At 40.5% G+C, this 22,907-nt stretch carries 26 protein-coding genes and 3 pseudogenes; 20 read left to right on the forward strand and 9 right to left on the reverse strand.

Going from position 1 to position 22,907, the window contains the following annotated elements:
• The first annotated feature begins 83 nt into the window (after positions 1-83).
• Positions 84-680, forward strand: a complete 597-nt coding sequence (locus MTN96_RS31010) for a hypothetical protein (protein WP_248534008.1) — start codon at positions 84-86, stop codon at positions 678-680.
• Positions 681-747: 67 nt separating this feature from the next.
• Here MTN96_RS31010 and MTN96_RS31015 read toward each other — a convergent pair whose 3' ends face one another.
• Positions 748-1,128 carry a hypothetical protein gene (locus MTN96_RS31015; RefSeq protein ID WP_248534010.1) on the reverse strand — a complete coding sequence of 127 codons (381 nt, stop codon included), beginning with the start codon at positions 1,126-1,128 and terminating at the stop codon, positions 748-750.
• 95 nt (positions 1,129-1,223) lie between these two features.
• Between MTN96_RS31015 and MTN96_RS31020 the strand changes: the two genes are divergently transcribed.
• Positions 1,224-1,667, forward strand: a complete 444-nt coding sequence (locus MTN96_RS31020) for a TerB family tellurite resistance protein (RefSeq protein WP_036980539.1) — start codon at positions 1,224-1,226, stop codon at positions 1,665-1,667.
• Between the two features lie 7 nt (positions 1,668-1,674).
• Here the strand turns inward: MTN96_RS31020 and MTN96_RS31025 are convergent, their stop codons facing one another.
• Positions 1,675-2,241, reverse strand: a complete 567-nt coding sequence (locus tag MTN96_RS31025) for an NADPH-dependent FMN reductase (RefSeq protein WP_036980537.1) — start codon at positions 2,239-2,241, stop codon at positions 1,675-1,677.
• Between the two features lie 116 nt (positions 2,242-2,357).
• On the opposite strand from MTN96_RS31025, the gene MTN96_RS31030 reads away from it, so the two are divergent.
• Complete coding sequence (locus tag MTN96_RS31030; protein WP_028834824.1) at positions 2,358-3,254, forward strand: LysR family transcriptional regulator; 897 nt, start codon at positions 2,358-2,360, stop codon at positions 3,252-3,254.
• Here MTN96_RS31030 and norR read toward each other — a convergent pair.
• The gene (gene norR, locus MTN96_RS31035; protein ID WP_248534030.1) at positions 3,251-4,825 is read right to left on the reverse strand and encodes a nitric oxide reductase transcriptional regulator NorR; all 1,575 of its coding nucleotides are present in this window, start codon (positions 4,823-4,825) and stop codon (positions 3,251-3,253) included. The genes MTN96_RS31030 and norR overlap by 4 nt on opposite strands.
• A gap of 165 nt (positions 4,826-4,990) precedes the next feature.
• On the opposite strand from norR, the gene hmpA reads away from it, so the two are divergent.
• Positions 4,991-6,172 carry an NO-inducible flavohemoprotein gene (hmpA, locus tag MTN96_RS31040; protein WP_064662897.1) on the forward strand — a complete coding sequence of 394 codons (1,182 nt, stop codon included), beginning with the start codon at positions 4,991-4,993 and terminating at the stop codon, positions 6,170-6,172.
• A gap of 39 nt (positions 6,173-6,211) precedes the next feature.
• On the opposite strand, the gene MTN96_RS31045 is transcribed toward hmpA, so the two are convergent.
• Entirely contained in the window at positions 6,212-6,865 is a 654-nt protein-coding gene (locus MTN96_RS31045; RefSeq protein WP_028834827.1) for an endonuclease, read from the reverse strand.
• A gap of 252 nt (positions 6,866-7,117) precedes the next feature.
• Here MTN96_RS31045 and MTN96_RS31050 point away from each other — a divergent pair, with 252 nt between their 5' ends.
• Positions 7,118-7,498 (forward strand): hypothetical protein, encoded by a 381-nt coding sequence (locus tag MTN96_RS31050; RefSeq protein ID WP_036983336.1) that lies wholly within the window; start codon positions 7,118-7,120, stop codon positions 7,496-7,498.
• Between the two features lie 29 nt (positions 7,499-7,527).
• Here the strand turns inward: MTN96_RS31050 and MTN96_RS31055 are convergent, their stop codons facing one another.
• Positions 7,528-7,971 carry a PaaI family thioesterase gene (locus tag MTN96_RS31055; RefSeq protein ID WP_069438569.1) on the reverse strand — a complete coding sequence of 148 codons (444 nt, stop codon included), beginning with the start codon at positions 7,969-7,971 and terminating at the stop codon, positions 7,528-7,530.
• A gap of 198 nt (positions 7,972-8,169) precedes the next feature.
• Between MTN96_RS31055 and lexA the strand changes: the two genes are divergently transcribed.
• From lexA to MTN96_RS31080, 5 genes are all read left to right on the forward strand, one after another.
• Positions 8,170-8,787 (forward strand): transcriptional repressor LexA, encoded by a 618-nt coding sequence (gene lexA / locus MTN96_RS31060; protein WP_008114166.1) that lies wholly within the window; start codon positions 8,170-8,172, stop codon positions 8,785-8,787.
• A 493-nt stretch (positions 8,788-9,280) separates the two neighbouring features.
• Positions 9,281-10,423, forward strand: coding sequence for a cytochrome c oxidase subunit II (gene coxB / locus MTN96_RS31065; protein WP_036980527.1), 1,143 nt, complete (start codon positions 9,281-9,283; stop codon positions 10,421-10,423).
• Complete coding sequence (gene ctaD / locus MTN96_RS31070; RefSeq protein WP_069438571.1) at positions 10,423-12,015, forward strand: cytochrome c oxidase subunit I; 1,593 nt, start codon at positions 10,423-10,425, stop codon at positions 12,013-12,015. The genes coxB and ctaD overlap by 1 nt, the downstream gene beginning before the upstream one ends.
• Positions 12,015-12,545, forward strand: a complete 531-nt coding sequence (locus tag MTN96_RS31075; protein ID WP_013466139.1) for a cytochrome c oxidase assembly protein — start codon at positions 12,015-12,017, stop codon at positions 12,543-12,545. The genes ctaD and MTN96_RS31075 overlap by 1 nt, the downstream gene beginning before the upstream one ends.
• Positions 12,546-12,580: 35 nt before the next feature.
• Entirely contained in the window at positions 12,581-13,456 is an 876-nt protein-coding gene (locus MTN96_RS31080; protein WP_013466138.1) for a cytochrome c oxidase subunit 3, read from the forward strand.
• On the opposite strand, the gene MTN96_RS37200 is transcribed toward MTN96_RS31080, so the two are convergent.
• On the reverse strand, positions 13,359-13,667 hold the full coding sequence (locus MTN96_RS37200; RefSeq protein WP_076922637.1) for a DUF2909 family protein: 309 nt from the start codon (positions 13,665-13,667) through the stop codon (positions 13,359-13,361). The genes MTN96_RS31080 and MTN96_RS37200 overlap by 98 nt on opposite strands.
• A 14-nt stretch (positions 13,668-13,681) precedes the next feature.
• On the opposite strand from MTN96_RS37200, the gene MTN96_RS31090 reads away from it, so the two are divergent.
• The 9 genes and pseudogenes from MTN96_RS31090 to MTN96_RS31125 all read left to right on the forward strand — a co-directional run bounded on the left by MTN96_RS31090 (position 13,682) and on the right by MTN96_RS31125 (position 19,683).
• Positions 13,682-14,422, forward strand: a complete 741-nt coding sequence (locus MTN96_RS31090) for an SURF1 family protein (protein WP_013466137.1) — start codon at positions 13,682-13,684, stop codon at positions 14,420-14,422.
• Entirely contained in the window at positions 14,412-14,906 is a 495-nt protein-coding gene (locus MTN96_RS31095; protein ID WP_069438574.1) for a transmembrane cytochrome oxidase associated protein, read from the forward strand. Before MTN96_RS31090 ends, MTN96_RS31095 begins: the two co-directional genes overlap by 11 nt.
• A 12-nt stretch (positions 14,907-14,918) precedes the next feature.
• Positions 14,919-15,908, forward strand: coding sequence for a heme A synthase (locus MTN96_RS31100; protein ID WP_248534012.1), 990 nt, complete (start codon positions 14,919-14,921; stop codon positions 15,906-15,908).
• 12 nt (positions 15,909-15,920) lie between these two features.
• Complete coding sequence (gene cyoE, locus MTN96_RS31105; RefSeq protein WP_024602182.1) at positions 15,921-16,850, forward strand: heme o synthase; 930 nt, start codon at positions 15,921-15,923, stop codon at positions 16,848-16,850.
• Positions 16,847-17,464 carry an SCO family protein gene (locus MTN96_RS31110; RefSeq protein ID WP_248534014.1) on the forward strand — a complete coding sequence of 206 codons (618 nt, stop codon included), beginning with the start codon at positions 16,847-16,849 and terminating at the stop codon, positions 17,462-17,464. The genes cyoE and MTN96_RS31110 overlap by 4 nt, the downstream gene beginning before the upstream one ends.
• A gap of 70 nt (positions 17,465-17,534) precedes the next feature.
• Positions 17,535-17,660, forward strand: coding sequence for a hypothetical protein (locus MTN96_RS37085; protein ID WP_282452140.1), 126 nt, complete (start codon positions 17,535-17,537; stop codon positions 17,658-17,660).
• Between the two features lie 69 nt (positions 17,661-17,729).
• Positions 17,730-18,559: pseudogene (locus MTN96_RS31115) on the forward strand (protein-glutamate O-methyltransferase CheR).
• A pseudogene (locus tag MTN96_RS31120) lies at positions 18,543-19,159 on the forward strand (chemoreceptor glutamine deamidase CheD). Before MTN96_RS31115 ends, MTN96_RS31120 begins: the two co-directional pseudogenes overlap by 17 nt.
• A gap of 8 nt (positions 19,160-19,167) precedes the next feature.
• Positions 19,168-19,683, forward strand: a pseudogene (locus tag MTN96_RS31125) (chemotaxis protein CheB).
• A gap of 3 nt (positions 19,684-19,686) precedes the next feature.
• Here MTN96_RS31125 and MTN96_RS31130 read toward each other — a convergent pair.
• Entirely contained in the window at positions 19,687-20,712 is a 1,026-nt protein-coding gene (locus tag MTN96_RS31130) for a polysaccharide deacetylase family protein (RefSeq protein ID WP_248534016.1), read from the reverse strand.
• A gap of 42 nt (positions 20,713-20,754) precedes the next feature.
• Here MTN96_RS31130 and MTN96_RS31135 point away from each other — a divergent pair, with 42 nt between their 5' ends.
• Complete coding sequence (locus MTN96_RS31135) at positions 20,755-22,026, forward strand: MATE family efflux transporter (protein WP_138626749.1); 1,272 nt, start codon at positions 20,755-20,757, stop codon at positions 22,024-22,026.
• Positions 22,027-22,030: 4 nt separating this feature from the next.
• Here the strand turns inward: MTN96_RS31135 and MTN96_RS31140 are convergent, their stop codons facing one another.
• The gene (locus MTN96_RS31140; RefSeq protein WP_036980514.1) at positions 22,031-22,300 is read right to left on the reverse strand and encodes a hypothetical protein; all 270 of its coding nucleotides are present in this window, start codon (positions 22,298-22,300) and stop codon (positions 22,031-22,033) included.
• 13 nt (positions 22,301-22,313) lie between these two features.
• Complete coding sequence (gene nfuA, locus MTN96_RS31145; protein ID WP_036980513.1) at positions 22,314-22,889, reverse strand: Fe-S biogenesis protein NfuA; 576 nt, start codon at positions 22,887-22,889, stop codon at positions 22,314-22,316.
• Positions 22,890-22,907 lie beyond the last annotated feature (18 nt).

Consider the following 22,907-nt stretch of genomic DNA (forward strand, 5'->3'; position numbering starts at 1 on the left):
CTTCTTATTGCTGTTCATCGTGATTATTTTCTTTGTGTTTGCTTAAACGCTAAGCTGATTTTTTACATGTTTAGGGACACATTATGAAATTATTAACAGCTGCAGCGCTTATGCTGGCATCCACTGCAGCAATAGCACGTCCAGCGCCTTTGGTATCAATTCCAAGTCATGATAGCTTTTTCAATAGTATTGCTGCCCATTGCGGTAAAGCTTTCGAGGGTAAAGTAACGGTTGATAATGCCACAGGGCCGAGTTCATTTGCCGATAAAAAGTTAGTTATGCATGTGCGTAAGTGTAATGAACATGAACTACAAGTGCCGTTTCATGTCGGTGATGACGCCTCTCGTACGTGGATCATTACTAAAACAGGCAGTGGGTTGAGCCTAAAGCACGATCACCGCCATAAAGATGGTACTGATGATGTATCAACTATGTATGGCGGTCATACTGTGAATGCGGGTTTTGCTAATATGCAGTCATTCCCTGCAGATCAGTATTCAAAAGAGTTATTTGTTAGCCAAGGCATACCGCAATCGGTAGGCAATACATGGCAAATGTATATTTACCCTGAGCAGTTCACTTATCGACTTATTCGCCAAGGTCGCGAATTCCGTGTTGATTTTGATTTAACTAAACCTATTACACCACCGGCTGCACCGTGGGGATATGGTGTTAACTAATCTGTTTTTATATTAAAACCACTGGCTGTTTTAATGCTCAGTGGTTTTATGGAAACATAATGAGATGTTATTTCTTTGAGGTTTTTTCTGCAGGCATTTCACACTGCACAAATACACTCAGTGGTGGCTGATAAGCGCGTGGTTTAGTTGGAAAGCGCTCATACTCTTGCACGCCTTCAGTTATTTTTAACATGAAAGGGTTATCGCGACATAAACGGTTTGCGTGGCGCAATAAAAACACACTTTGGTTTCTAAAGTGCGGGTAGTCATCAGACTGTATTTCTAGGTGGTAATTGTTAGTGTCTATTTGAGTTTGCTTATAATGCACCTTTTCATCAAAATCGTAGAGCCGTTGCATTTCACTTTGCTCTGCCGACACACTCAAACACCCTGTTAATAAACCCCAGCTAATAATTCCATGTATGTAATGATTGGCTTTTATACTCATAAACCTTTAACTCCATCTTGATATTGGGTAGTGTGATCAGCATATCAATTACACCCGTTATGATATAAGTTTAACACCCAAAAAGGGGAAATGTGATGTTCAAGCAAATTAAACAGCTTTTTTCGAGTATTGATCAGCAAGATTATGATATTGAACAACATGATTTAAAAACAGCCGTTGCCGCGTTATTAATTGAGGTAATGCGAGCGGATAACGATTTACAGGCAGATGAACAGCATACGTTAAGTCTGACATTAAAAAAGTATTTTGATTTAACTGATGAAGCAGTAGATGAGTTAACCGAACAAGCAAGTTCGAGCTTAGATGACGCCATTGATTATTTTCAATTTTCAAAGCAAATTAATAATCAATGCAGTGCAAAGCAACGCATTGAAATAGTTGAACTACTCTGGCGATTAGCATACTCAGATGGTGAACTTGATCCACAAGAAGAATACGTTATTCGTCGTGTTGCTAATTTATTGTATGTTACCCATGAAGACTTTATTGCTGCAAAGCTTGCAGCAACAAAGTTATAGTTGCTGCTTATTTAAGCTTACTTGCTACGCTAACTAACTGCTGTGCAAGACCAGCCACTTTTTCAGCGGTAGCAGGGTCATTAATACGGCCGTTTTCGTCTAACAAAGTATGAATAGCCGGTACAGCTAATTGATTGGCTAATACTAAACTGCCAATGCCAGATAAAATATCACGCACGTGATTTAAGCCACGTAAGCCGCCCAACCCACCTGGCGAGGCTGCATATAACGCGGTTACTTTATTTGCAAATGCAGGCTCTGCGCCTTGTTCGGTGCGCGATGCCCAATCAATAGCATTTTTTAACACCGCGGTAATAGAGCCATTATATTCTGGGCTGGCCAGCAAAATGCCATCGGCTGCGCGAAGTTTGTCTTTAAGTTGTTGTACACCGGCTGGTGTGCCTTGTGCCTCGAGATCTTCATCAAACATAGGAATAGCTAAGTCTGCGAGTTTAATCACTTCTACTTCAGCGCCACTTTCTAAAGCAAAGCGTGCCGCTTCGTTAATGAGTTTTTGATGAAAGCTATCTTTACGTAAGCTACCTGCTAGGGCAATAATTTTTGGTGTTGTCATGAGCTGCTCCTGATAATGAGTTTGTATAATGTGACTTTAACAAATAATCACTTGCAGAAAAGCCAAATAAACGCAAAACTTGTGTGCGCATATGCACAGATTAAAGAGTAGTTATCATGGCAATTCAATTTAATGATTGGCAAGACCTGAAGGTTGCTTACGAGGTAGCGCGCTTAGGTACTTTAACTGCCGCGGCCGAAGTGTTAGATGTTCACCATAGTACGGTGCTCAGGCGAATAAATAACTTAGAAAAAAGCTTAAATGCGCGACTATTTCATCGCCATGCTCGCGGCTATAAAGTCACAGAAATTGGCGCTAAGTTATTTACCACAGCACAAGCGATTAATGGTGAACTAGAGCGCCTACATAATGACATTATTGCTGCAGATAGCACCTTGCAAGGTAGCTTGTTACTCACCACAGTTAGTGGCTTTATTGATGTATTAAGTGAGGTGTGCGAGCAGTTTCAAACCTTGCATCCGCAAGTGCAATTACAAGTGATTATGGATCAAAAACGCTTACGTTTAGATCATGGCCAAGCACATATCGCAGTAAGAGCTGGACCCAGACCGGATGAGGGTGATTATATTGCTCAGCATTTAGCGGCGCTCTCGTCAGGATTTTATGCATCAAAGCATTACATTAGCCGTTATGGGTTGCCACAAACATTAGCGCAACTATCGCTGCATAGCTTTGTGTCAGGTGTAGCAGGGTATAACGCCAAAGTGCCTTACTTTGCATGGGTTGATGAAAATATTCCCCCGTCGCAAGTTAAGCTAAGAGTGTCAGAAACCTCAGAAGCGACCCGCGCCATAGTTAAAGGGCTCGGTATTGGCGGATTACAGCATGATGTTGCAGCGCAATACTCTGATTTAGTCCCTGTACTGCCTAATGAACTGAGTTGGCCAACCGATTTGTGGCTGGTTACGCATCATTTAGTGCACCGAACAGCAAAGGTTCAAGCGTTTAGTCAGCTATTAAAAAATTATTTTAAGCAGCGAAAGTTAAGTTAACTAGGCGACAACGATTTTTTTATTGAAATACCTAGGCGCTTGGCTAGCCGTGTTAAATTAGCACGGTCGACCTGTAAACTGCGCGCGGTACTGGCCCAGTTATAATTATGTTGTTTAAGTTGCTGTATTATAAGTTGCTGCGTATAGGTATCTGTGGCTTGCTTTAACGAAATGTTGTTTGCTAAAGGTGGGATTACAAGCTGGTTTGAGTGTTCAAGAGCTAAGGTGTTAACAGCGCTTAAATTTAGCTCACAATGCGCAGGTTCAATAGTAATAACTGGTTGCTGCCACTGATGTTGTTTAGCCTTTAATGCACCCCGGTTAATAACATGCTCCAGTTCTCTCACATTGCCTGGCCAGTCATATTTTTTAAGCAGCAGTTGCGTTTCAATACTGAGTTTTAGCTGTTTAATAGCGAGCTTGCGGGCTGTTTTTTCTGCAAAATAACCGGCTAATAAAATAACATCTTCATCACGGGCTTTTAAAGGCGCTACGCTTAACGGGTACACACTTAGGCGATGATATAAGTCGGCGCGAAATCGCCCCTGTTCTACTTCGTGTTTTAGGTCGCGATTGGTTGCTGCAATCACTCTAACATCAACATATTTGAGCTCATCTTCACCAACGGTTTGTACTTCGCCACTTTGCAGTACCCGTAATAATTTACTTTGCATAGCCAGAGGCAGCTCGCCGATTTCATCTAAAAATAAGGTGCCGCCATCGGCTAACTGAAATTTACCTTGGCGGGCATTTTGGGCGCCGGTAAAAGCGCCTTTTGCATGGCCAAAAAATTCACTTTCTGCGAGGTTTTCAGGCAGTGATGCACAATTTAAATGGATCAATGGCTGATCTTTGCGTGCTGAATGCAAGTGAATATTACGCGCCACCAACTCTTTGCCGACCCCAGTATCACCTAAAATTAATACACTAAAATTAGAGGCTGCAACCAGCTTTATTTCGTTTTTAAGGGTTTGTATTACTGGGCTTTGGCCAATAATTTCACCACCATCGCGTTTGAGTGCCTCACGGTTTAACGCTTGTACTAATTCATTTGAATGCTGAGCATGCTGTTTGTAATGGGCAAGCTCTAGAGCTGTTTTAAAGTGTGCGCTACACAAGGTTTGTAAAGTGTTGAGTGTATCAGCCGTAATGCCGTCAAACGCATCAGCGTTTAGGCTATCAAAGGTCAAAATACCAAGCAGCGAATCTTTATCATAAAGCGGTAAACCTAAGCAGGCATGCACTGGAATATCACCGGTTTTAGCTAGTAGTAAGCCGTCATATGGATCAGGTAGTGGGCAGTCATGTGCAAATTGCAGTGCCAAGCGGTGATTACAAATAGCATCAAGACGAGGATGCTCTGCAATATTAAAACGCCTGCCTAAGCTATCAGGCATTAAACCTTTAATCGCTAAAGGCTTTAATTGCTCGCCTTGGCGAATTAACAAGGCGCTAGCATCACTTGGAATAACACGTTCAACCGTGGCTAAGAGCTGCTCAAAACTGTGGGCATGTAAGGTGCTTTGTGCAAGCTCTAATGCAACTTGAGTCAGGTTGAGTTGTTGGTTCATGTCAAAATGACCTGTTAGTGTATTTTTACAGGTTTTATAGTAGGTCATAAAGACTCATCTTGTAAAGTGAGTTAATTTAACCTGTTAAATATTATGGATTTAATTAGTTGGCACGCTCTGTGTAATGCTAAATGCAAGCAGTTAGTTATTACATAGGAAATAAACATGTTATCCGATAAAACCATACAAATAGTTAAAAGCACGGTGCCATTGCTTGCAGAGGCAGGTACGGTCGTAACCGATCATTTTTACAAGCGCATGTTTAGTCATAACCCCGAACTTAAACATATTTTTAATATGACTAATCAAGAAACGGGTCGTCAGCAATTTGCATTATTTAATGCGTTGGCTGCGTACGCGCAAAATATTGATAATTTAGCCGTGTTAAAAGAGGCGCTAGCGCGAATTAATCATAAGCATACCAGCTTAAATATTTTACCCGAGCATTATCCTATTGTGGGCGCACATTTAATCGGTACGTTAAAAGAGCTTATTCCTGAGCAGTTTACTGCCGATGTTGAATATGCGTGGCGCGAGGCCTACGGTGTACTTGCTGATATTTGTATTACCGAAGAGGCGGCATTGTATGCGCACAGTAAAAACAACCATGGTGGCTGGGCAGGCACGCGCCAGTTTGAAATTACTGATAAACATGTTGAATCTGAATTCGTAACTAGTTTTACGCTGACACCTGTGGATGGTAAAGCAGTTATTACCTACAAGCCAGGACAGTACATTGGCATTAAAGTTAAGCCTGAGGGCGCAGAATATGAAGAGATCCGCCAGTATTCTATTTCGCAAAAGAGCAATGCTAAAAACTATCGTATTAGCGTTAAAAAAGAGTGCCAACCAAAGCCTGGCGTGGTGTCTAATTATTTACACTCACTAGAGCAAGGCGCACGAGTAGAGTTATACCCGCCAGCGGGAGATTTTATTTTAAAAAATGAGGCAACTCCAGTGGTACTTATTTCAGCAGGTGTTGGCCAAACCCCGATGATGGCAATGCTGCAAACGCTACTTAGTGGTGATAAAAATCAAGCGATTAGTTATTTGCACGCGTGTGAAAACAGCCGCGAATTTTCATTTAAAGGGTATTTAGCGCAGCAAACGGCAATGCATCCACAGCTAAAAACATTTACTTGGTTTAATCAAGGTGGCGAGGAGTGTGATTTCACTGGGCTAATGGATTTAACGGTGCTTGAGGCATCATTACCTATTAGCGAAGGGGCATTTTATTTGTGTGGACCAGCATCATTTATGGCTTACGTAAAAGGCCAGCTACTTGATTTAGGTGTGCAAAGCTCAAATATTCACTACGAAATATTTGGACCACACCAAGCGTTATAGGTTAATTAAAAGCGTGTGTTACACGCTTTTAATTTAAACTTACAGCTTTTTACTATTTGTGTTAGCAGCATAAGCTTGTTGTTGCCAAGCATTAAATAGCTTTTGTTGTTTAGCTGAAATTTTTAAACCATACGTTTTTTGCATGTAAGCGTACGCATCGGCAATGCGTTTACGTGCATGAACAGGCGGTTCAACAACACGTTGTTTAAAATTAACTTTAACCTCACAGCGACCATATTGCGTCGCGTTTTGGGCTAACATACCAAAGCGGTAGTTTGAGCGATCGGCATTAATTTCACCGATTGCAGGGGCTAAATTGTTTATATCGGCTTCCATCAAGCGAAACTTAGCGCTAACTTTGCGGCAGTTTTTACGCCCACCATCTTGCCAGCATTGTAACTGGTGACCAAATTCCCATGCAGGGACAATATGTTCCCATTCAATTCGCAATGCACGTTGATTTACTTTGCCTGAGCGGGTTAGTGTGTTGCGAGGCACGTAGCCACAATGGGTAGGATCGGGTACTAACTTTTTGCCTTGTTTTTTTATATCGCAACCACAATAAATACTTTTAGCGTTTTCGGGAAGGGTATTAATTAAGTGCTTTTTGGCACTCGAAAACCGCGTAAATTGTTCGCCCATTGCTGAAAAACAAGCACAGCAAGCCAACAAAGCTAAAATAAACCGAATCATATCCATCACATACGTGAACTACAGGAGCGGCTAGTTTAAGGCCTAGAATAAAAAAGTAAACCGCCGCCGGCATGCTTTAATTTTAATTTGCGTATTTTGTGTAGGGCGTTTTTTAGGAGTAAATAGTGGGTAATATTCAGAGGCTAACGCTAAAAACGCGTTAATGCAGTGATTCCTGCGTTGTTGATTTGGTATAACGGTAAAACTGCGTTAAAGTTTGCAATGAGATTAATAGAGGGTAAAAACGAGATAATGTCGGAAATTCAATTTTTAAATGTAGATCTAGAGCTTGAGTCAAAGCAAGATATTAGCGTATTAGTTGCTGATTTAAAAAAGGTCGCAACTATTTTACATTATGATAAAGACGAATACCGTCAACTTGCTCGCATTGAGGTTGCAGGTGAAATAACCACGCCAGATAAAGCGATTAATCACTTGTGCGAGTTAATCGAGTCGTGTTCACGCAATGCATTAAAGCAATGGTTGAGTTGTTCACGCAGAACATTCGATATGGGTTTTGAGTCTGGCACTTCGCCAAAATGCTTTAACCAAGCTTTACATGCAGATACCTTGTTACGTATATCTGCAATTGGTGCAGGCGTGGAAATTACTATTTACCCTCTCGAAAAGTAATTTAACCTCAACCTTGGTTAATTGACTTACTAGCCTTTTCGCTTTACTACGGCTGCGGTCATACGTGATACGCAGCAAAGCTCATTGCGGCTATTGGTTATTTTAATATCCCAAACCGAGCTGCGCTTGCCGATATGATAAGCTCTCGCTGTGGCCGTTAATGTGCCATTGCGTGATGCCTTTAAATGACTTGCACTGATCTCTTGGCCAACACAATAAAACCGATTGAAATCAACCACAAAGTTAGCGGCATAACTTGCTACTGTTTCAGCAAGTACCACATTTGCGCCACCATGAACGATACCCATAGGGTTATGATGCTCTGGAATTGCCGGCATAGTTGCCACTAAGTAGTCATCACCAATTTCACTGATCTCTATTCCCATGGTTTTCATGAGTGTCCCTTGGCCTGTAATACCTTGATCTAATTGCTTACAAAACTCTAATGTAATCGGTTGATGCCAAATACTCATGCTAGCTCCTTGGATAAGTAATCGAGAATTAAAATTTATTAATATGATAATGCGTTGCTAATAATTACATTTATTACCCTGCTTTTAAAGTAGGTTATTGTTTGATGATAACGGCATATAAGACATTAATTTATATTTGCGATTTTTAAATAACTGTATATACTCACAGTTAATTGTACTGTATGGAAAACCAGTTGTATGCGACCATTAACGAAACGCCAAGCGCAAATACTCGAACTCATTAAAGTGTTTATTAAAGACACTGGTATGCCTCCTACACGTGCCGAAATTGCACAAACACTGGGTTTTAAAAGTGCAAATGCTGCAGAAGAACACTTAAAAGCATTGGCCAAAAAAGGTGTTATTAAAATGAAGCCAGGCGCGAGTCGCGGAATTCAGCTTGTTGAAGAAGAGGAGCCAGAGCAGTTAGGCTTACCTTTAATTGGCAGGGTGGCTGCCGGTGAGCCAATATTGGCGCAACAGCATGTAGAAAGCCACTGTAAAATTGACCCTTTAATGTTTAAACCTGCGGCCGATTTTTTATTGCGTGTTAACGGTATGAGTATGAAAGACATTGGTATTATGGATGGTGATTTACTTGCTGTGCATAAAACCCAAGTTGCCGAAAATGGACAAGTTATTGTTGCCCGTGTTGACGACGATGTAACCGTGAAGCGTTTAGAAAAAGCGGGCAGAAAAGTACTCTTACATGCTGAAAATGATGAGTTTTCAGCTATTGAGGTCGATTTAGAAAATGAGTCGTTCAATATTGAAGGCTTAGCGGTAGGTGTTATTCGTAACGCTGACTGGATGTAGTATTAAAGCATAATTTAGCGCTTAATAGTGATTAGGCGCTGGGTTTGTTAGCAGCACAATGTCTAACTTATCAAATGTATGACTATATGTTGTTAAGTGCTCCCCCTATCATAAATAAAATCACTAAATACTTTATAAATAAACAAATTTACTCTGCTTTTTTAAGTTAACAATTTTTTATATTTCTATCCTGTAATTTCAATACATCCCTTACTAAACCTGACTCTTAGATTAATTGCCTGACTAGTTGCTATTTTTTTAGCTGCGCATTTTAAAAAATACACCTTGTTTATTTTTCATACTCACCTTGCTTATTGTTTATTTTTTAACTAGTTATTAAAGAGCTGGAATAAAAATAACTCACAGCTTAGTCGTTTTGAGAACACACATTTACTAAATCCAGCACCCTTATAAAAAATAAAAATAACGAATAGGCGTTTAAGCCGTATGCCTCTTCGCTTTGCGTCAGCAATAGCATCAAAGGAGCCGTCACATGGGTAAGCTGAGTTCTTCCTTGTGGCTTATATTGTTTGTTTTTTCGCAGAATGTGCTTGCTAATAGCCAATATAATATGCGTAAAGGCGTAACCGATATAAGTAATAATGTATACCAACTGCACATGACTATTTTTTTAATATGTTGTGTGATTGGGGTGATCGTGTTTGCCATTATGTTTTGGGCACTCATTCATCATCGCAAATCTAAAGGGGCTGTCCCTGCCCAATTCCATGAAAGCACCAAAGTAGAAATACTGTGGACTGCGATCCCTTTTGTCATATTAATTGTTATGGCCATTCCTGCGACTAAAACCTTAATTGCCATGGAGGATGCCAGCAAAGCTGATCTCACCATTAAAATTACAGGCTCACAGTGGAAGTGGCATTACGAGTATATGGGGGAGGACGTTGAGTTTTATTCCATGCTAGCTACCCCTCAAAATGAAATAACCAACCTTGCTGATAAAAACCCGAATTATTTACTCGAGGTCGATAAACCGCTGGTACTACCAATTAATCAAAAAGTACGTTTTTTAATGACTTCAGATGATGTTATTCACTCATGGTGGGTGCCTGACTTTGCCGTTAAAAAAGATGCAAACCCTGGGTTTATTAACGAAACATGGACCAATATTAATGAGGTTGGTACTTACCGTGGGCAGTGTGCAGAGCTTTGCGGTAAAGATCATGGTTTTATGCCTGTTGTGGTAGAAGCTAAAACAGAAGAAGACTTCAAAACGTGGTTAGCAGAGGCTAAACAAGCCAAGCAAAAAGCAGCTGAAGCAGACGCTGCGTTATTAGACCAAGTTGTACCAAAAGAAGAGCTGATGGCGCTTGGTGAGCAGGTTTATATGGCGAGCTGCGCGGCGTGCCATCAGCCAACAGGATTAGGCTTGCCGGGTGTTTTTCCGGCTCTTAAAGGCAGCCCAATAGTCATAGGTGATATCAAAGGGCATATAGATATTTTGCTCCATGGTAAACCAGGTACGGCTATGCAGTCTTTCGCAAAGCAATTATCAATCAAGCAAATAGCAGCTGTTATTACCTATAAACGCAACGCGTGGGGTAATGACACTGGTGATGTAATTCAACCGAGCGAGATACAAGCGGCACTGGATGCTGATGGGGAGGCTAAATAATGAGTAGCATTGCAGAACAACCTAATACCAATGAGGCTCATCATGCCCATCAACCTGCCACAGGCTTTAAGCGCTGGTTATTTACAACCAACCATAAAGATATAGGTAGCTTATATTTAATTTTTTCACTCACCATGTTTTTAATTGGTGGGGCAATGGCGATGGTTATTCGAGCTGAGTTATTTCAGCCGGGCCTACAACTGGTTGATCCTCACTTTTTTAATCAAATGACCACAGTGCATGGTTTAATAATGGTGTTTGGTGCGGTTATGCCAGCCTTTACCGGCTTGGCAAACTGGATGATCCCGCTAATGATTGGTGCGCCAGATATGGCCTTACCGAGAATGAATAACTGGAGCTTTTGGATTTTACCGTTTGCGTTTTTAATCCTATTAGCTTCATTATTTATGCCTGGTGGTGGCCCTGCATTTGGTTGGACCTTTTACGCGCCGCTTTCCACCACTTATAGTAACGACAACACAGCAATGTTTGTATTTGCTGTGCATATTATGGGTATTAGTTCGATTATGGGGGCCATTAATGTGGTGGTCACCATAGTAAATATGCGTGCTCCGGGTATGACGTGGATGAAGCTGCCGTTATTTGTGTGGACATGGTTGATCACGGCGTTTTTACTTATTGCAGTTATGCCGGTACTTGCTGGTGCAGTTACTATGGTGCTCACCGATAAATACTTCGCGACCAGTTTCTTTGATGCCGCTGGTGGTGGCGATCCGGTGATGTTCCAACATATTTTTTGGTTTTTTGGTCACCCTGAAGTTTATATTATGATTTTGCCTGCCTTTGGCATTATTTCTACGATTGTTCCCACCTTTTCACGTAAAAAACTATTTGGTTATGCCTCTATGGTGTATGCCACCTCCTCCATTGCCTTGTTGAGCTTTATTGTGTGGGCGCATCATATGTTTACCACTGGTATGCCCGTGGCGGGTGAGTTGTTTTTTATGTACGCGACTATGCTGATATCGGTACCTACCGGCGTAAAAGTATTTAACTGGGTAGCGACTATGTGGCGCGGGTCTATTAGCTTTGAAGTGCCAATGCTGTTTAGTATCGCATTTATTGTGTTGTTTACTTTAGGTGGTTTTTCGGGATTGATGCTAGCGATTACACCTGCCGATTTCCAATATCATGATACCTATTTTGTGGTTGCACACTTTCATTATGTACTCGTAACGGGCGCGGTGTTTTCTATTATGGCGGGGGCTTATTATTGGCTGCCAAAATGGACCGGAAACATGTTCAATATTACCTTAGCAAAATGGCATTTTTGGTTGTCGTTAATAAGTGTAAATGTGCTGTTTTTCCCAATGCATTTTGTGGGGTTAGCCGGTATGCCACGCCGTATTCCAGATTATGCGCTACAGTTTGCTGATTTTAACGCCATTATTAGTATAGGTGGGTTTGCCTTTGGTTTATCGCAATTATTATTTGTGGTGGTTGTGTATAAATGTGCAAAAGGGGGCGACAAAGTGCCTGCAAAAGTTTGGGATGGAGCTGACGGGCTTGAATGGGAAGTTGATTCACCTGCGCCTTATCATACGTTCTCAACGCCGCCGGATATTAAATAATGACTCACTTGCCGTTATTAAAAAAGCTGGTGGTGATTTGCATTGCAATGTTTGCATTTGCATTTGCCATGGTCCCTTTGTATGACGTGTTTTGCGATATAACGGGGCTTAATGGTAAGCCCTCGTTAGAGCAGGCACAGCAAAGTACCTTGGTCACTGAAAATAGAGAAGTCAGCGTTAGTTTCACTACGCATGCGCAAAGTGGTGCGCCTTTTGAAGTTAAATCTAAAGAGTACAGTGTAGATGTAAAGCCTGGGGCCATGCGTGAAGTTAAGTTTAGCGCTAAAAATAACAGCAATGAAGATAAAGTAATGCAGGCTATACCGTCGGTAGCACCAGGAAAAGCGGCCAAGTATTTACACAAAATAGCGTGTTTTTGCTTTGATCAGCAACCGTTAAAGGCAGGTGAAGAGCTGGAGTTTACATTATTGTTTTATGTAGATACTGAATTACCCAGTGATGTAGAAGAGTTAACCCTGTCTTATACCGTATTTGATATTAGCGAGCGGCTAGTAGCCAGTAATAACTAGCTTATAAAACTAGTGAAAAACTAGGAGCAAATAAAATGAATCAAAAATATGAACATTATTATGTACCAGAGCAAAGTCCATGGCCAATAGTAGGTGCAGTTGCGTTATTTTTTATTGCGGTAGGCGCAGCCTTAACCGTAATGGATATGGGCAAAGAGGGTGGTAATGGCGTTTACTTGTTATACGTAGGTATAGCTGTACTACTTTACATGCTGTTTAGCTGGTTTAAAAATGTCATACACGAGTCTGATCAAGGGCTTTATTCTGCACAAATGGACCGTTCTTTTAGGCAAGGTATGAGCTGGTTTATTTTTTCAGAAGTGATGTTCTTCATGGCATTTTTTGGGGCGCTTTTTTATGCTCGCATGTTTTCTGTGCCTTGGCTTGGAGGTGCGGATAACAACGCCATGACAAATGAAGTATTGTGGCCGACGTTTGAAGCCATGTGGCCATTGCTAAATACCCCAGGAGGCACCACGACCCAAGCAATGGGCTGGCAAGGGTTGCCGCTTATCAACACCCTTATTTTGCTTGCCTCGTCGGTAACTTTACATTTTGCCCATGTGGCGATGGAAAATAATAAACGTACCCCACTCAAAGTATGCTTGGGAGCGACCATTTTACTCGGAGTGTGCTTTTTAGGGCTGCAGGTAGAAGAGTATATATATGCTTATAACGATCTTAACTTAACCCTTGATGCGGGCATTTATGGCAATACCTTCTTTTTGTTAACCGGCTTTCACGGCATGCACGTCACCTTAGGAACAATTATTTTATTGGTGGTGTTTTTACGCATTATGAAAGGACATTTCACTAAAGATAAGCACTTTGCCTTTCAAGCTGCAGCTTGGTACTGGCATTTTGTTGATGTTGTTTGGCTGTGTTTGTTTGTATTTGTGTATGTGCTTTAGTGATTAAGGGGGACTGATTTGCCGTAATAAAACCAAGTTTTAGTGCGGCAATCACCATCATTAATACCACAACAGAAAATAGCACCCGACGCCCTAAAAAGTGAGACATAGGGCGTCCATTGGTTTTCCCTGACACCATAATTAATAAAGCACGAAATAAATTAAATAATATAAATAATAACAGTAGAACAATAATAATTTTAATAATCACTGGATTTTACCCTTATGCAGTTAGTTGTATTTAACAAACAAAAGCTTAGCTCAATAATAACAATTTGCTTGGTTGTTATTGTGGTATTGGTTTGTGTGCGACTAGGGTTTTGGCAATTACAGCGAGCAGAACAAAAGCAACAGCAGCTTAGTGCCATTGAAAATATACAACAACATGGCGTAATGAGCTGGGCAGAGTTACAACAGCTGCCAAAAGAGTGGAACAAAACCGGTGTATTGGTTTCGTTAAATGGTTATTTTGACACTAATAATTATTGGTTGCTTGATAACCAAATCTATAATGGTCAGGTTGGTTACGACTTACTGGCATTATTAAAACTGTCTGATGAATCACGCTTTTTGTTAGTGAACTTAGGCTGGGTAAAAGCAGAACGTTCAAGAGAAATCCTACCAAACGTAACAATACCCAGTGGTAAATTTACGTTAACGGCACAAATTAAAGAAGATAATTTAAGTGGCTTTACCTTAGCCAATAACAATACTCAGTCGGATTTAGCCAAACGAATTCAAATCATTGATTTACAAGCATTGAGTAGCCAATCTAATCGCCCTTTAGTGAATTTTATGGCTTACCGCCAAGGTCAAGCTGATGAAATTGCTGCCCCTCATTATGAAGCCGTTGTTATGAGTCCAGAAAAACATTATGCCTACTCAGTACAGTGGTTTTTAATTGCGGTTGCCTGTGTGGTGGTCGCTATTTTTGCAAGCAGGAAGAGGATAGATAATGAAAAATAAACCCCTGTTACTCTTTGCTGTGTGCTGCGCTATTCCCTTAGTGCTGGCTTACAGCGCGTTAAAACTTGATTGGCTACCTACAGCAATTACTAACCATGGTGAATTTTTAGAGCGTGAAATTAAGCTAGACAATTGGGCGCAGCATAACCCTAAGCAATGGACCATCGCTTTAAATTATTCAGCACAATGCAAAGCGTCTTGCACAGAGCAATTAGCCGCTTTAGACAATTTATATATTGCCCTTGGCAAAAACCAACACAAAGTTGATATGGCTATTATGGGACAGCCTGAGCTAGTTACAACGCGTTGGCATGTTATTGATGAGCAACAGCAGTTAAAGCCTGCCAGTTTGTATTTAATCGATCATATGGGGCTAATTGTACTGGAGTATCCATTTAGTTCTCAACCACAAGAAAACCGTTTGATCCAAAAAGGGTTATTAAAAGATCTAAAAAAATTACTCAATTACTCTCGTTCGAGCTAAGTAGAGGATGCTATGTATAAAAACTATAAAAATTTGGTATTAGCAACGAGTTTATTCGCATTAATTGTGGTGGCTCTGGGCGCATACACGCGTTTAAGTGACGCTGGGCTTGGTTGTCCCGATTGGCCTGGTTGTTATGGCTTTTTAACCGTGCCTAAACACGAAGCAGAGATTGCACAAGCGATTCAAAGTTATCCCGATATGATATTTGAAAAAGCAAAAGCATGGAAAGAAATGATCCATCGCTACTTTGCAGGCACGCTTGGGGTATTAATTTTAGTGTTGTTTATTTTAGCTTTTCTAAAGCGTCAGTACCCAACCACGCCTGTAAGGTTGCCTATGATATTGCTGCTGCTTGTTATTTTTCAGGCCGCATTAGGTATGTGGACGGTTACTATGAACCTACAGCCGCTTATAGTTATGGGGCATTTGCTCGGAGGATTTAGTATTTTAGCGTTATTAACGCTATTGTATTTGCGTCTGACCAGCCAACCTATTACAGGTGGTGATGCGGGCGCAAAACCTCACTTTAAATTAAGCCTCGTGGCATTAACGGTACTGATTTTACAAATCGCCCTCGGAGGTTGGTTAGCGGCTAATTATGCGGCTCCACATTGTAATGGCTTACCGCTGTGTAGTTACGCTCAGCCTTTTTCATTCAGTAGTGTCTTTCAGCTCCCCCTTGAGCACAGTAATTATGAATTTGGTGTGTTGTCGCAACAGGCGCGTATGTCTATTCATTTACTGCATCGAATATGGGCCTTAGTGACTTGCATTGTTTTAGCCTTGGTGATGTGGCGTATATACAGTCATGCCTATTCGCAAAAAATTAAAAGCTGTACGGTGAGTGTGTTAGTGGTGTTATTTTGCCAGATAGCTTTAGGGTTAGCCGTGGTGCATTTTCATTTTCCGTTAGGCGTGGCACTGGCGCATAACTTAATGGCTGCCATACTGTTACTAACTATGGTTAGGTTATGTTATTACCTAAAAGTAAGTACTTAGAGGGGAATGATTATGGCACTTACAATTAATAAAAAAGCAATGCAGCCCGTTTACAGCGCATCGTTATTGACTAAAAGTTACCACTTAATCCAAGATTATTTGGCAATAAGTAAATTTAAAGTAGTGGCTATGCTAGTGTTAACAGCATGGGTTGGCTTAGCGCTAGCCCCTGATGTTGGCAGAGGTGTTGGGGTTCAGTTCATCAGTTTATTAGGGATTGGATTACTCTCTGCGGCCGCCGCAGTCATTAATCATGTTGTTGATAGTGAAATTGATAGCAAAATGGCACGCACCCGCCATCGCCCTGTTGCTAAAGGGCGTTTAAGTAAATTACATGCACTGAGCTTTGCCACTGTGATTGGGGTTGCTGGGTTTATTATGCTGATGTTGTGGGCAAATACGCTCACAGCCATACTGACCTTATTTGCACTTGTTGGTTATGCGTTTATTTATACGTCATTTTTAAAACGTGCCACACCACAAAATATAGTTATAGGGGGATTAGCCGGTGCAATGCCTCCATTACTCGGTTGGGTGTCTGAAACAAATCAAATGGCGGCAGCCCCTTGGTTGCTGGTGATGATTATATTTACCTGGACCCCACCTCATTTTTGGGCGCTCGCCATCGCGCGTAAAAGTGATTATGAGCGGGCTAAAATCCCCATGTTACCGGTCACCCATGGTATCGATTTTTGTAAAACATGCGTGCTTGCATATTCGGTATTACTCGCCATTGTATGTGTGTTTCCTTATTTGATTGGCATGTCAGGGCTTATTTATCTAAGCGGGGCATGTCTTCTCAATATTGTATTTATATACAAAGCAATTAACTTAAAGTTTGCTGCCAAAGAAGACACTGCGATGGATTTATTTCGTTTTTCGATTATTCATTTGATGATACTATTTATCATCTTATTTATAGATAAATGGCTAGTTATATGAAGCAGTTATGGTGTGGTTTAGTTGTTTTTTCAGTACTCTTTTTATCAGCCTGTAGTGATAAAAATAATTTACAAGATCTTGATGCGTTAGTTTATGAAACCGCAAAGCCGTTATCTGATTTCTCGTTGAATGATCAACAAGGGAATTCAGTAACCAAACAGCAGTTTTTAGGTCAATGGAATTTAGTCTTTTTAGGTTACACAAGTTGCCCTGATATTTGCCCAATGACGCTAGCTAAGCTCAACAATGTCTATAAAAATTTGCAGGCTGAGTACCCACTACAAGTATGGTTTATATCTGTTGATCCTAAACGTGATATTGCCCAAAAACGTAAAGAGTACATAGATTACTTTAATCCAGATTTTTTAGCTGTGTCAGGTGAGCATAAAGACTTATTTCCATTTGTCCGCGAGCTTGGATTAATTTACGCAATTAGTGATAGTAATGAATCAGACTATGCGGTGGATCATAGTGCATCTGTTGCCCTTGTTGATGGCAGTGGCGCACTAAGAGCTATTTTTAAGCCTGAATTTAAACAAGGTGATGTGCCTTTGGTTAATACTACAAAATTAACCACAGAATTTATTGAAATAGCCGAATACTACAAAAACTAGCTTTTAAAGGTTTTACGATTTTAAAGGGGTTTTATGTTTACTGCACTTTTTCTCATTAGGGCAGCAAGATGTGACAGTGGTATCGCCTGTTATTCGCACACCTGAAATATCTTATCAGCAACAAAATAGCTTCGTTAGTAATAAAAGCAAAGGTGAAAATTTTGTAGACTCGGCTGAAGAGTGGGAGGAGTTTTAAACTCACTTTAGTTAGGTCCACCTGCAATGTATGCGTGAATCTCGCTTTACTTTTAAATGAGAGCAAATAATGAAAGAGTTTTTATTAACGGGTAGTGATTTTAAGGAAGTGGCTCATTTAGTTTATAACGCCTGCGGTATTGTACTAGGAGAGCATAAGCGAGAGATGGTCTACTCACGCTTGGCAAGACGAATTCGTGAGCGAAAATTAACAAACTTTTTAAGCTACCTCGATTACTTAAAAAATCATAAAGATCAGGAGTTTGATACATTTATCAATGCCATTACCACTAATCTAACCTCTTTTTTTCGTGAAATGCATCATTTTGAGTTTATAAAAGATAAGTTAATACCAACCCTGTTTAAGAAAATAAACAGACTAAGCGCGTTCGAATTTGGTCTGCAGGCTGCTCTACCGGTGAAGAGCCCTATAGTTTAGCAATGACGCTGCAAAGAGCTTTTCCAAGTGATTGGGATGTGAAGATGTTAGCCACTGATCTTGACTCTAATGTACTGGCGAAGGCGCAAAGTGGTATTTATACCGCAGCGAACGTAAATGGTCTTGATGATGCTTTACTAAAACCCTGGTTTTTAACCAGTAAAGATGGGCAAAGTTATAAGGCTAAACCTAAGCTACAGCAATGTATTTCATTTAAGCGTTTAAACTTATTACAAGACTGGCCAATGAAAGGCCCGTTTGACTTGATTTTGTGCCGAAATGTAGTGATTTACTTTGATAAAGAGACAAAGGAACAGCTTTTTAACCGTTATGCCGATATTCTCAATGACCAAGGTTATTTATTTTTAGGGCATTCAGAAACCATGGGTAAAGAGCATGTTTTATTTAAAAACTTAGGGAAAACCATGTATCAAAAAGTAGCCCATGCACACGCAATTTAAGTCAGTATTAGCGGGTTTTGAGCATATTAAACGCTATTGGGACGCCTCGCGAGATCGTGTGGTCGCTAAGGTATTACCAGGTGAGTTTTATGTTTCTAAAAATGATGAGCTAATCACCACCGTACTAGGATCGTGTATTGCTGCCTGTGTTTACGACGATAAGCTAGGCATAGGCGGGATTAATCACTTTAGGCTACCAATTCAAAAAGGTGAGCGAATTGAGCAAGCGCATAGTTTAAGTTGTCGTTACGGTAATTGGGCTATGGAATATTTAATTATGAAGTGCTTAAAAATGGTGCATCCCGGGCAAACTTAAAAGTAAAACTGTTTGGGGGAGGCAAAATAATTAGCGCCATGACAGATATTGGTATTGGCAATACCAGTTTTGCCAATGCATATATAGTAGAAGGAGCGCTAAATTTAGTGGCGCATGATATGGGCGGGCCTTGGCCACGAAAAATATTTTTTAATCCTCATAATTGAAAAGTACAAGTTAAAAAGCTACGTAACTTACACAATAATACGATTGAAAAACGTGAAGTGCGTTACTTACATAATCTTGAACAACAAACAAAAGCCACTGATATAGAGCTGTTTTAAGGATGGCTATGATTAAAGTATTAATAATTGATGACTCGGCACCGATCAGACAATTGCTGACAGAGATACTGCAACAGGCAAAAGATATTGTGGTGGTAGGGGGTGCACAAGACCCATACGAAGCTCGATAGATGATCAAAAAATATAATCCGGATGTACTAACGTTGGATGTTGAAATGCCAAAAATGGACGGCATTAGTTTTTTAAAAAACCTGATGCGCTTACGTCCTATGCCGGTTGTGATGATTTCTACACTCACACAAAAAGGTTCACCCATTACGCTTGAAGCGCTTGAGATTGGTGCTAAGTATATTGTTGCCACACTATTAACCGGTATGGGAAGTGATGGCGCGAAAGGTTTACTGGCGTTAAAACAACAAGGGGCTTATACATTGGCACAAGATGAGTTTTCGTCTGTAGTATGGGGAATGCCCAAGGTTGCTATTGATATCGGGGCTGCAAATGAGGTCGTACCGCTGGATAAAATGACCCAGCGGTTATTAAATCAAGTGATTAAAAAATAGAATTTAATTGATCACCCAAGGCTGTGAAAACCAATAATAACTGCCTGCTTTTTTTATTGATGGGGCGGTGCAGTTAAAGCGAGAGCGGCCTTTATTAAGCTGCTTTGGCGAGGTCACCTCAACCGTATTATCGTTTAACCAATTTAAATTAGCTTGCCCAACGCTTGATACATAACAGGCAAATTGGCTTTTATGAAAGTCATCAGTCTCTAGATTTATAGTTAACGACGGTGGATTTTGTGTGGTTACACTATCTTTATAGGTTAGTTTATTAATAGTAAAAGCAGTTGAATTGAGTTTGGTAATTAACGTATCTAATTTGCTATAAAAACCAGATGCGGGAAAACGTGGTAAACGGCTAAAATTAGAATGTTGATTAACTGCACCAGAGTGCTGACCAATACCAATAAAGCCTAGTTCAGTAACGATAGCTTGTAGCTGATTGTTAAACTCTCCGTAGGGATAGGCAAGGTATTTATAATCGTGGCCTATTTCTTCTTTTATACGCTGCTGTGAACTAAGAATGTCGTTTTTAGTGCGTTCACGCCATTGGCTTTGCGTTTCATTTTCGCGCTTTTTATGCAGATAGTTATGCTCGGCACTATGATTGGCAATAAGGGCGCCTTTTTTTGCCAGTTCTCTGAGCTTATCCCACCCCATAACGTAGCTCGCTTTTTCATCAATGAGTTTAGGGTTTACAAAAATAGTGTACGGATAGCCAAATTTCTCAAGAATAGGCGCAGCTTGTTCGTAGTTATTGTTGTATCCATCATCAAAAGTAATCGCGAGCGTTTTATCGTCTAAAGCTTTACCTTGTTTTAATGCGCTAATCAGCTCATTTAGTGGAATAACGTTAAAGTTATGCTCTTTTAAATAATTTAAGTGTTTAGTAAAAGTGTTGGCGCTTACACTGGTCACCGCGGGAAGGGTTTCACTGACGTGATGATACTGTAGAATAACAACTGCTTGCGCACGTAAAGAACCACAAATCAGGAAAAATAATACTAAATGAAACAATTTCTTATACATAATAAAGCACACCATAAAAGCTTGTTGTTGTTAGCCGGTCCAATGATATTATCAAATATTACTGTGCCGTTGTTAGGAATTGTTGATACGGCAGTGATTGGTCACCTGGGGAGTGCGCATTATTTAGCGGGAATTGCCTTAGGTTCTACCGTGATCTCCATTTTATTTTGGCTTGCTGGTTTTTTAAGAATGAGCACCACTGGGCTGGTGGCACAAGCTTATGGTAAAAATAATTTGACCCAACTGGCAGCTTTACTCAAACGCAGTTTGTTATTGGCCAGCAGTGTAGCTCTAATTCTGATTTTATTATCCCCCCTTATAAAACACGCCATTGCGTATTTATCTGCTGCCAATAGTGATGTGCTCAATGAGGCCTATCGGTATTTTAGTATTCGTATTTTTAGCGCCCCAGCAGCACTATGTAACTTAGTTTTATTAGGCTGGATGCTCGGCGTTCATTATGGGCGAGGGCCACTTTATTTATTGTTAGTCACTAATATTACCAATATTGTACTCGACATTTATTTTGTAGTTTATCTTGATTGGGCGGTTGCAGGGGCGGCTTGGGCATCATTAATAGCGGATTACACGGCTTTAATTTTTGCTTTGCTGTTAGTGGTTCAACTGGCTAAAAAACAGAGCATAAGTTTAGCGGTTGCAAATTGGTTTAGCATAGAAAAAATGGCAGGGTTATTAAGTTTAAATCGCGATATTTTTATTCGCTCTTTAGTGTTGCAGTTATGTTTTAGCTTTATGACCTTTTATGCTGCACGTATAGGTGAAACTACATTGGCCGCCAATGCGGTACTACTCAACTTTTTAATGTTGGTCAGCTTTGCGCTTGATGGGATTGCTTATGCTAGCGAGGCAAAAGTAGGCCAAGCGAAAGGTCAACAAAGTGTTGAAAAGATAAGGCTATGGGTAAAAATAAGCGTATTTTGGGGCATGTTGTTTGGCATTTTGTATAGTGTATTTTTTATATTATTTGGCAGCTCTATTATAAAGCTGTTGACTAATGTACCTGAGGTTATTGAAAAGGCTACATATTACTTACCGTGGGTAATTGTGCTGCCAATTTTAGCAATGAGTTGTTTTTTGTTTGATGGCATATTCGTTGGTTTAACTCGTGCAAAAGCAATGCGAAATAGCATGCTGTTATCGGCAACGATAGGGTTTTTTGGGGTATTTTGGTTGTTTCAGTCGTGGCAAAATAATGGCTTATGGTTAGCAATGAGCTGTTTTATGCTAATGCGTGGTGTAACACTTATCATTAAATATCAGCAGCTAAAAGCCAATAATCAATTACTTGATTAAACCGTTATTTCCACAGATCGGGGTCGTTATTTTTGGCGGGGATGTTTTTCAATACTTGCGAAAAACGATTGGCAAAAATACCCGCGTAGCCCCAGAATGCTAAAAATAATGCCGGTGCTAAAATTACTAAGCCAATGACTTGTAAACTATAATGGCTGTAATAACCCAAAGTGATAAATATCACGGCCAGCACAAACAGTGCTAGGCCGCGAAAAAAGCGTTTTAAACTCAACTTAGGGTCACTCCCTAAGCGGTAAATAAGTGGCTTTAGCATAGTGGGTTAATACTTAGTAATAAGAGTGCTCGCCAGCTTCGTGATCGGTTATGTCAGCCACACCGGTGATCTCATCAAACTTAGCAATCATTTCTTTTTCAATGCCTTCTTTTAGTGTGACATCAATCATAGAACAACCATTACAACCACCACCAAATTGAAGCACAGCAACACCTGCAGCGGTGATCTCTACTAAGCTTACTTGGCCGCCATGATTTGCAAGTTGTGGGTTAACTTCTGTTTCTAGCATGTGTTGAACGCGTTCATTTAGGCTTGCGTCTTCACCTAGCTTACGTGCTTTAGCGTTAGGCGCTTTTAGAGTTAGCTGAGTGCCCATTTTGTCAGTAACAAAATCAATTTCAGCTTCGGCTAAAAAAGGCGCGCTTTCGGCATCAACAACAGCGTCAAAACCGTTAAAGTTTAGGCGAATATCGCTCTCTTCTACCGCGTCTTCTGGACAATAAGAAACACCACATTCAGCTTGTGATGTACCAGGATTAACAACAAACACACGAATATTCGTTTGTTGAGATTGATCTGCTAATAGCTTAGCAAAATGCGCTTGCGCTGTTTCGGAAATTGAAATCATAAAACCGTCTATACTTGA

The sequence above is a fragment of the Pseudoalteromonas sp. 2CM28B genome (assembly GCF_023161935.1).

Coding starts and splice junctions, on each gene's coding strand:
- MTN96_RS31075 (WP_013466139.1), top strand. CDS start 12,015: ATGACTCACTTGCCGTTATTAAAAAAGCTGGTGGTGATTTGCATTGCA.
- MTN96_RS31045 (WP_028834827.1), bottom strand. CDS start 6,865: ATGATTCGGTTTATTTTAGCTTTGTTGGCTTGCTGTGCTTGTTTTTCA.
- lexA (WP_008114166.1), top strand. CDS start 8,170: ATGCGACCATTAACGAAACGCCAAGCGCAAATACTCGAACTCATTAAA.
- cyoE (WP_024602182.1), top strand. CDS start 15,921: ATGGCACTTACAATTAATAAAAAAGCAATGCAGCCCGTTTACAGCGCA.
- ctaD (WP_069438571.1), top strand. CDS start 10,423: ATGAGTAGCATTGCAGAACAACCTAATACCAATGAGGCTCATCATGCC.
- MTN96_RS31110 (WP_248534014.1), top strand. CDS start 16,847: ATGAAGCAGTTATGGTGTGGTTTAGTTGTTTTTTCAGTACTCTTTTTA.
- MTN96_RS31020 (WP_036980539.1), top strand. CDS start 1,224: ATGTTCAAGCAAATTAAACAGCTTTTTTCGAGTATTGATCAGCAAGAT.
- MTN96_RS31140 (WP_036980514.1), bottom strand. CDS start 22,300: ATGCTAAAGCCACTTATTTACCGCTTAGGGAGTGACCCTAAGTTGAGT.
- hmpA (WP_064662897.1), top strand. CDS start 4,991: ATGTTATCCGATAAAACCATACAAATAGTTAAAAGCACGGTGCCATTG.
- MTN96_RS31100 (WP_248534012.1), top strand. CDS start 14,919: ATGTATAAAAACTATAAAAATTTGGTATTAGCAACGAGTTTATTCGCA.
- coxB (WP_036980527.1), top strand. CDS start 9,281: ATGGGTAAGCTGAGTTCTTCCTTGTGGCTTATATTGTTTGTTTTTTCG.
- MTN96_RS31050 (WP_036983336.1), top strand. CDS start 7,118: ATGTCGGAAATTCAATTTTTAAATGTAGATCTAGAGCTTGAGTCAAAG.
- MTN96_RS31025 (WP_036980537.1), bottom strand. CDS start 2,241: ATGACAACACCAAAAATTATTGCCCTAGCAGGTAGCTTACGTAAAGAT.
- MTN96_RS31030 (WP_028834824.1), top strand. CDS start 2,358: ATGGCAATTCAATTTAATGATTGGCAAGACCTGAAGGTTGCTTACGAG.
- norR (WP_248534030.1), bottom strand. CDS start 4,825: ATGAACCAACAACTCAACCTGACTCAAGTTGCATTAGAGCTTGCACAA.
- MTN96_RS31130 (WP_248534016.1), bottom strand. CDS start 20,712: ATGTATAAGAAATTGTTTCATTTAGTATTATTTTTCCTGATTTGTGGT.
- MTN96_RS31095 (WP_069438574.1), top strand. CDS start 14,412: ATGAAAAATAAACCCCTGTTACTCTTTGCTGTGTGCTGCGCTATTCCC.
- MTN96_RS31010 (WP_248534008.1), top strand. CDS start 84: ATGAAATTATTAACAGCTGCAGCGCTTATGCTGGCATCCACTGCAGCA.
- MTN96_RS31090 (WP_013466137.1), top strand. CDS start 13,682: ATGCAGTTAGTTGTATTTAACAAACAAAAGCTTAGCTCAATAATAACA.
- MTN96_RS31015 (WP_248534010.1), bottom strand. CDS start 1,128: ATGAGTATAAAAGCCAATCATTACATACATGGAATTATTAGCTGGGGT.
- nfuA (WP_036980513.1), bottom strand. CDS start 22,889: ATGATTTCAATTTCCGAAACAGCGCAAGCGCATTTTGCTAAGCTATTA.
- MTN96_RS31135 (WP_138626749.1), top strand. CDS start 20,755: ATGATATTATCAAATATTACTGTGCCGTTGTTAGGAATTGTTGATACG.
- MTN96_RS31055 (WP_069438569.1), bottom strand. CDS start 7,971: ATGAGTATTTGGCATCAACCGATTACATTAGAGTTTTGTAAGCAATTA.
- MTN96_RS31080 (WP_013466138.1), top strand. CDS start 12,581: ATGAATCAAAAATATGAACATTATTATGTACCAGAGCAAAGTCCATGG.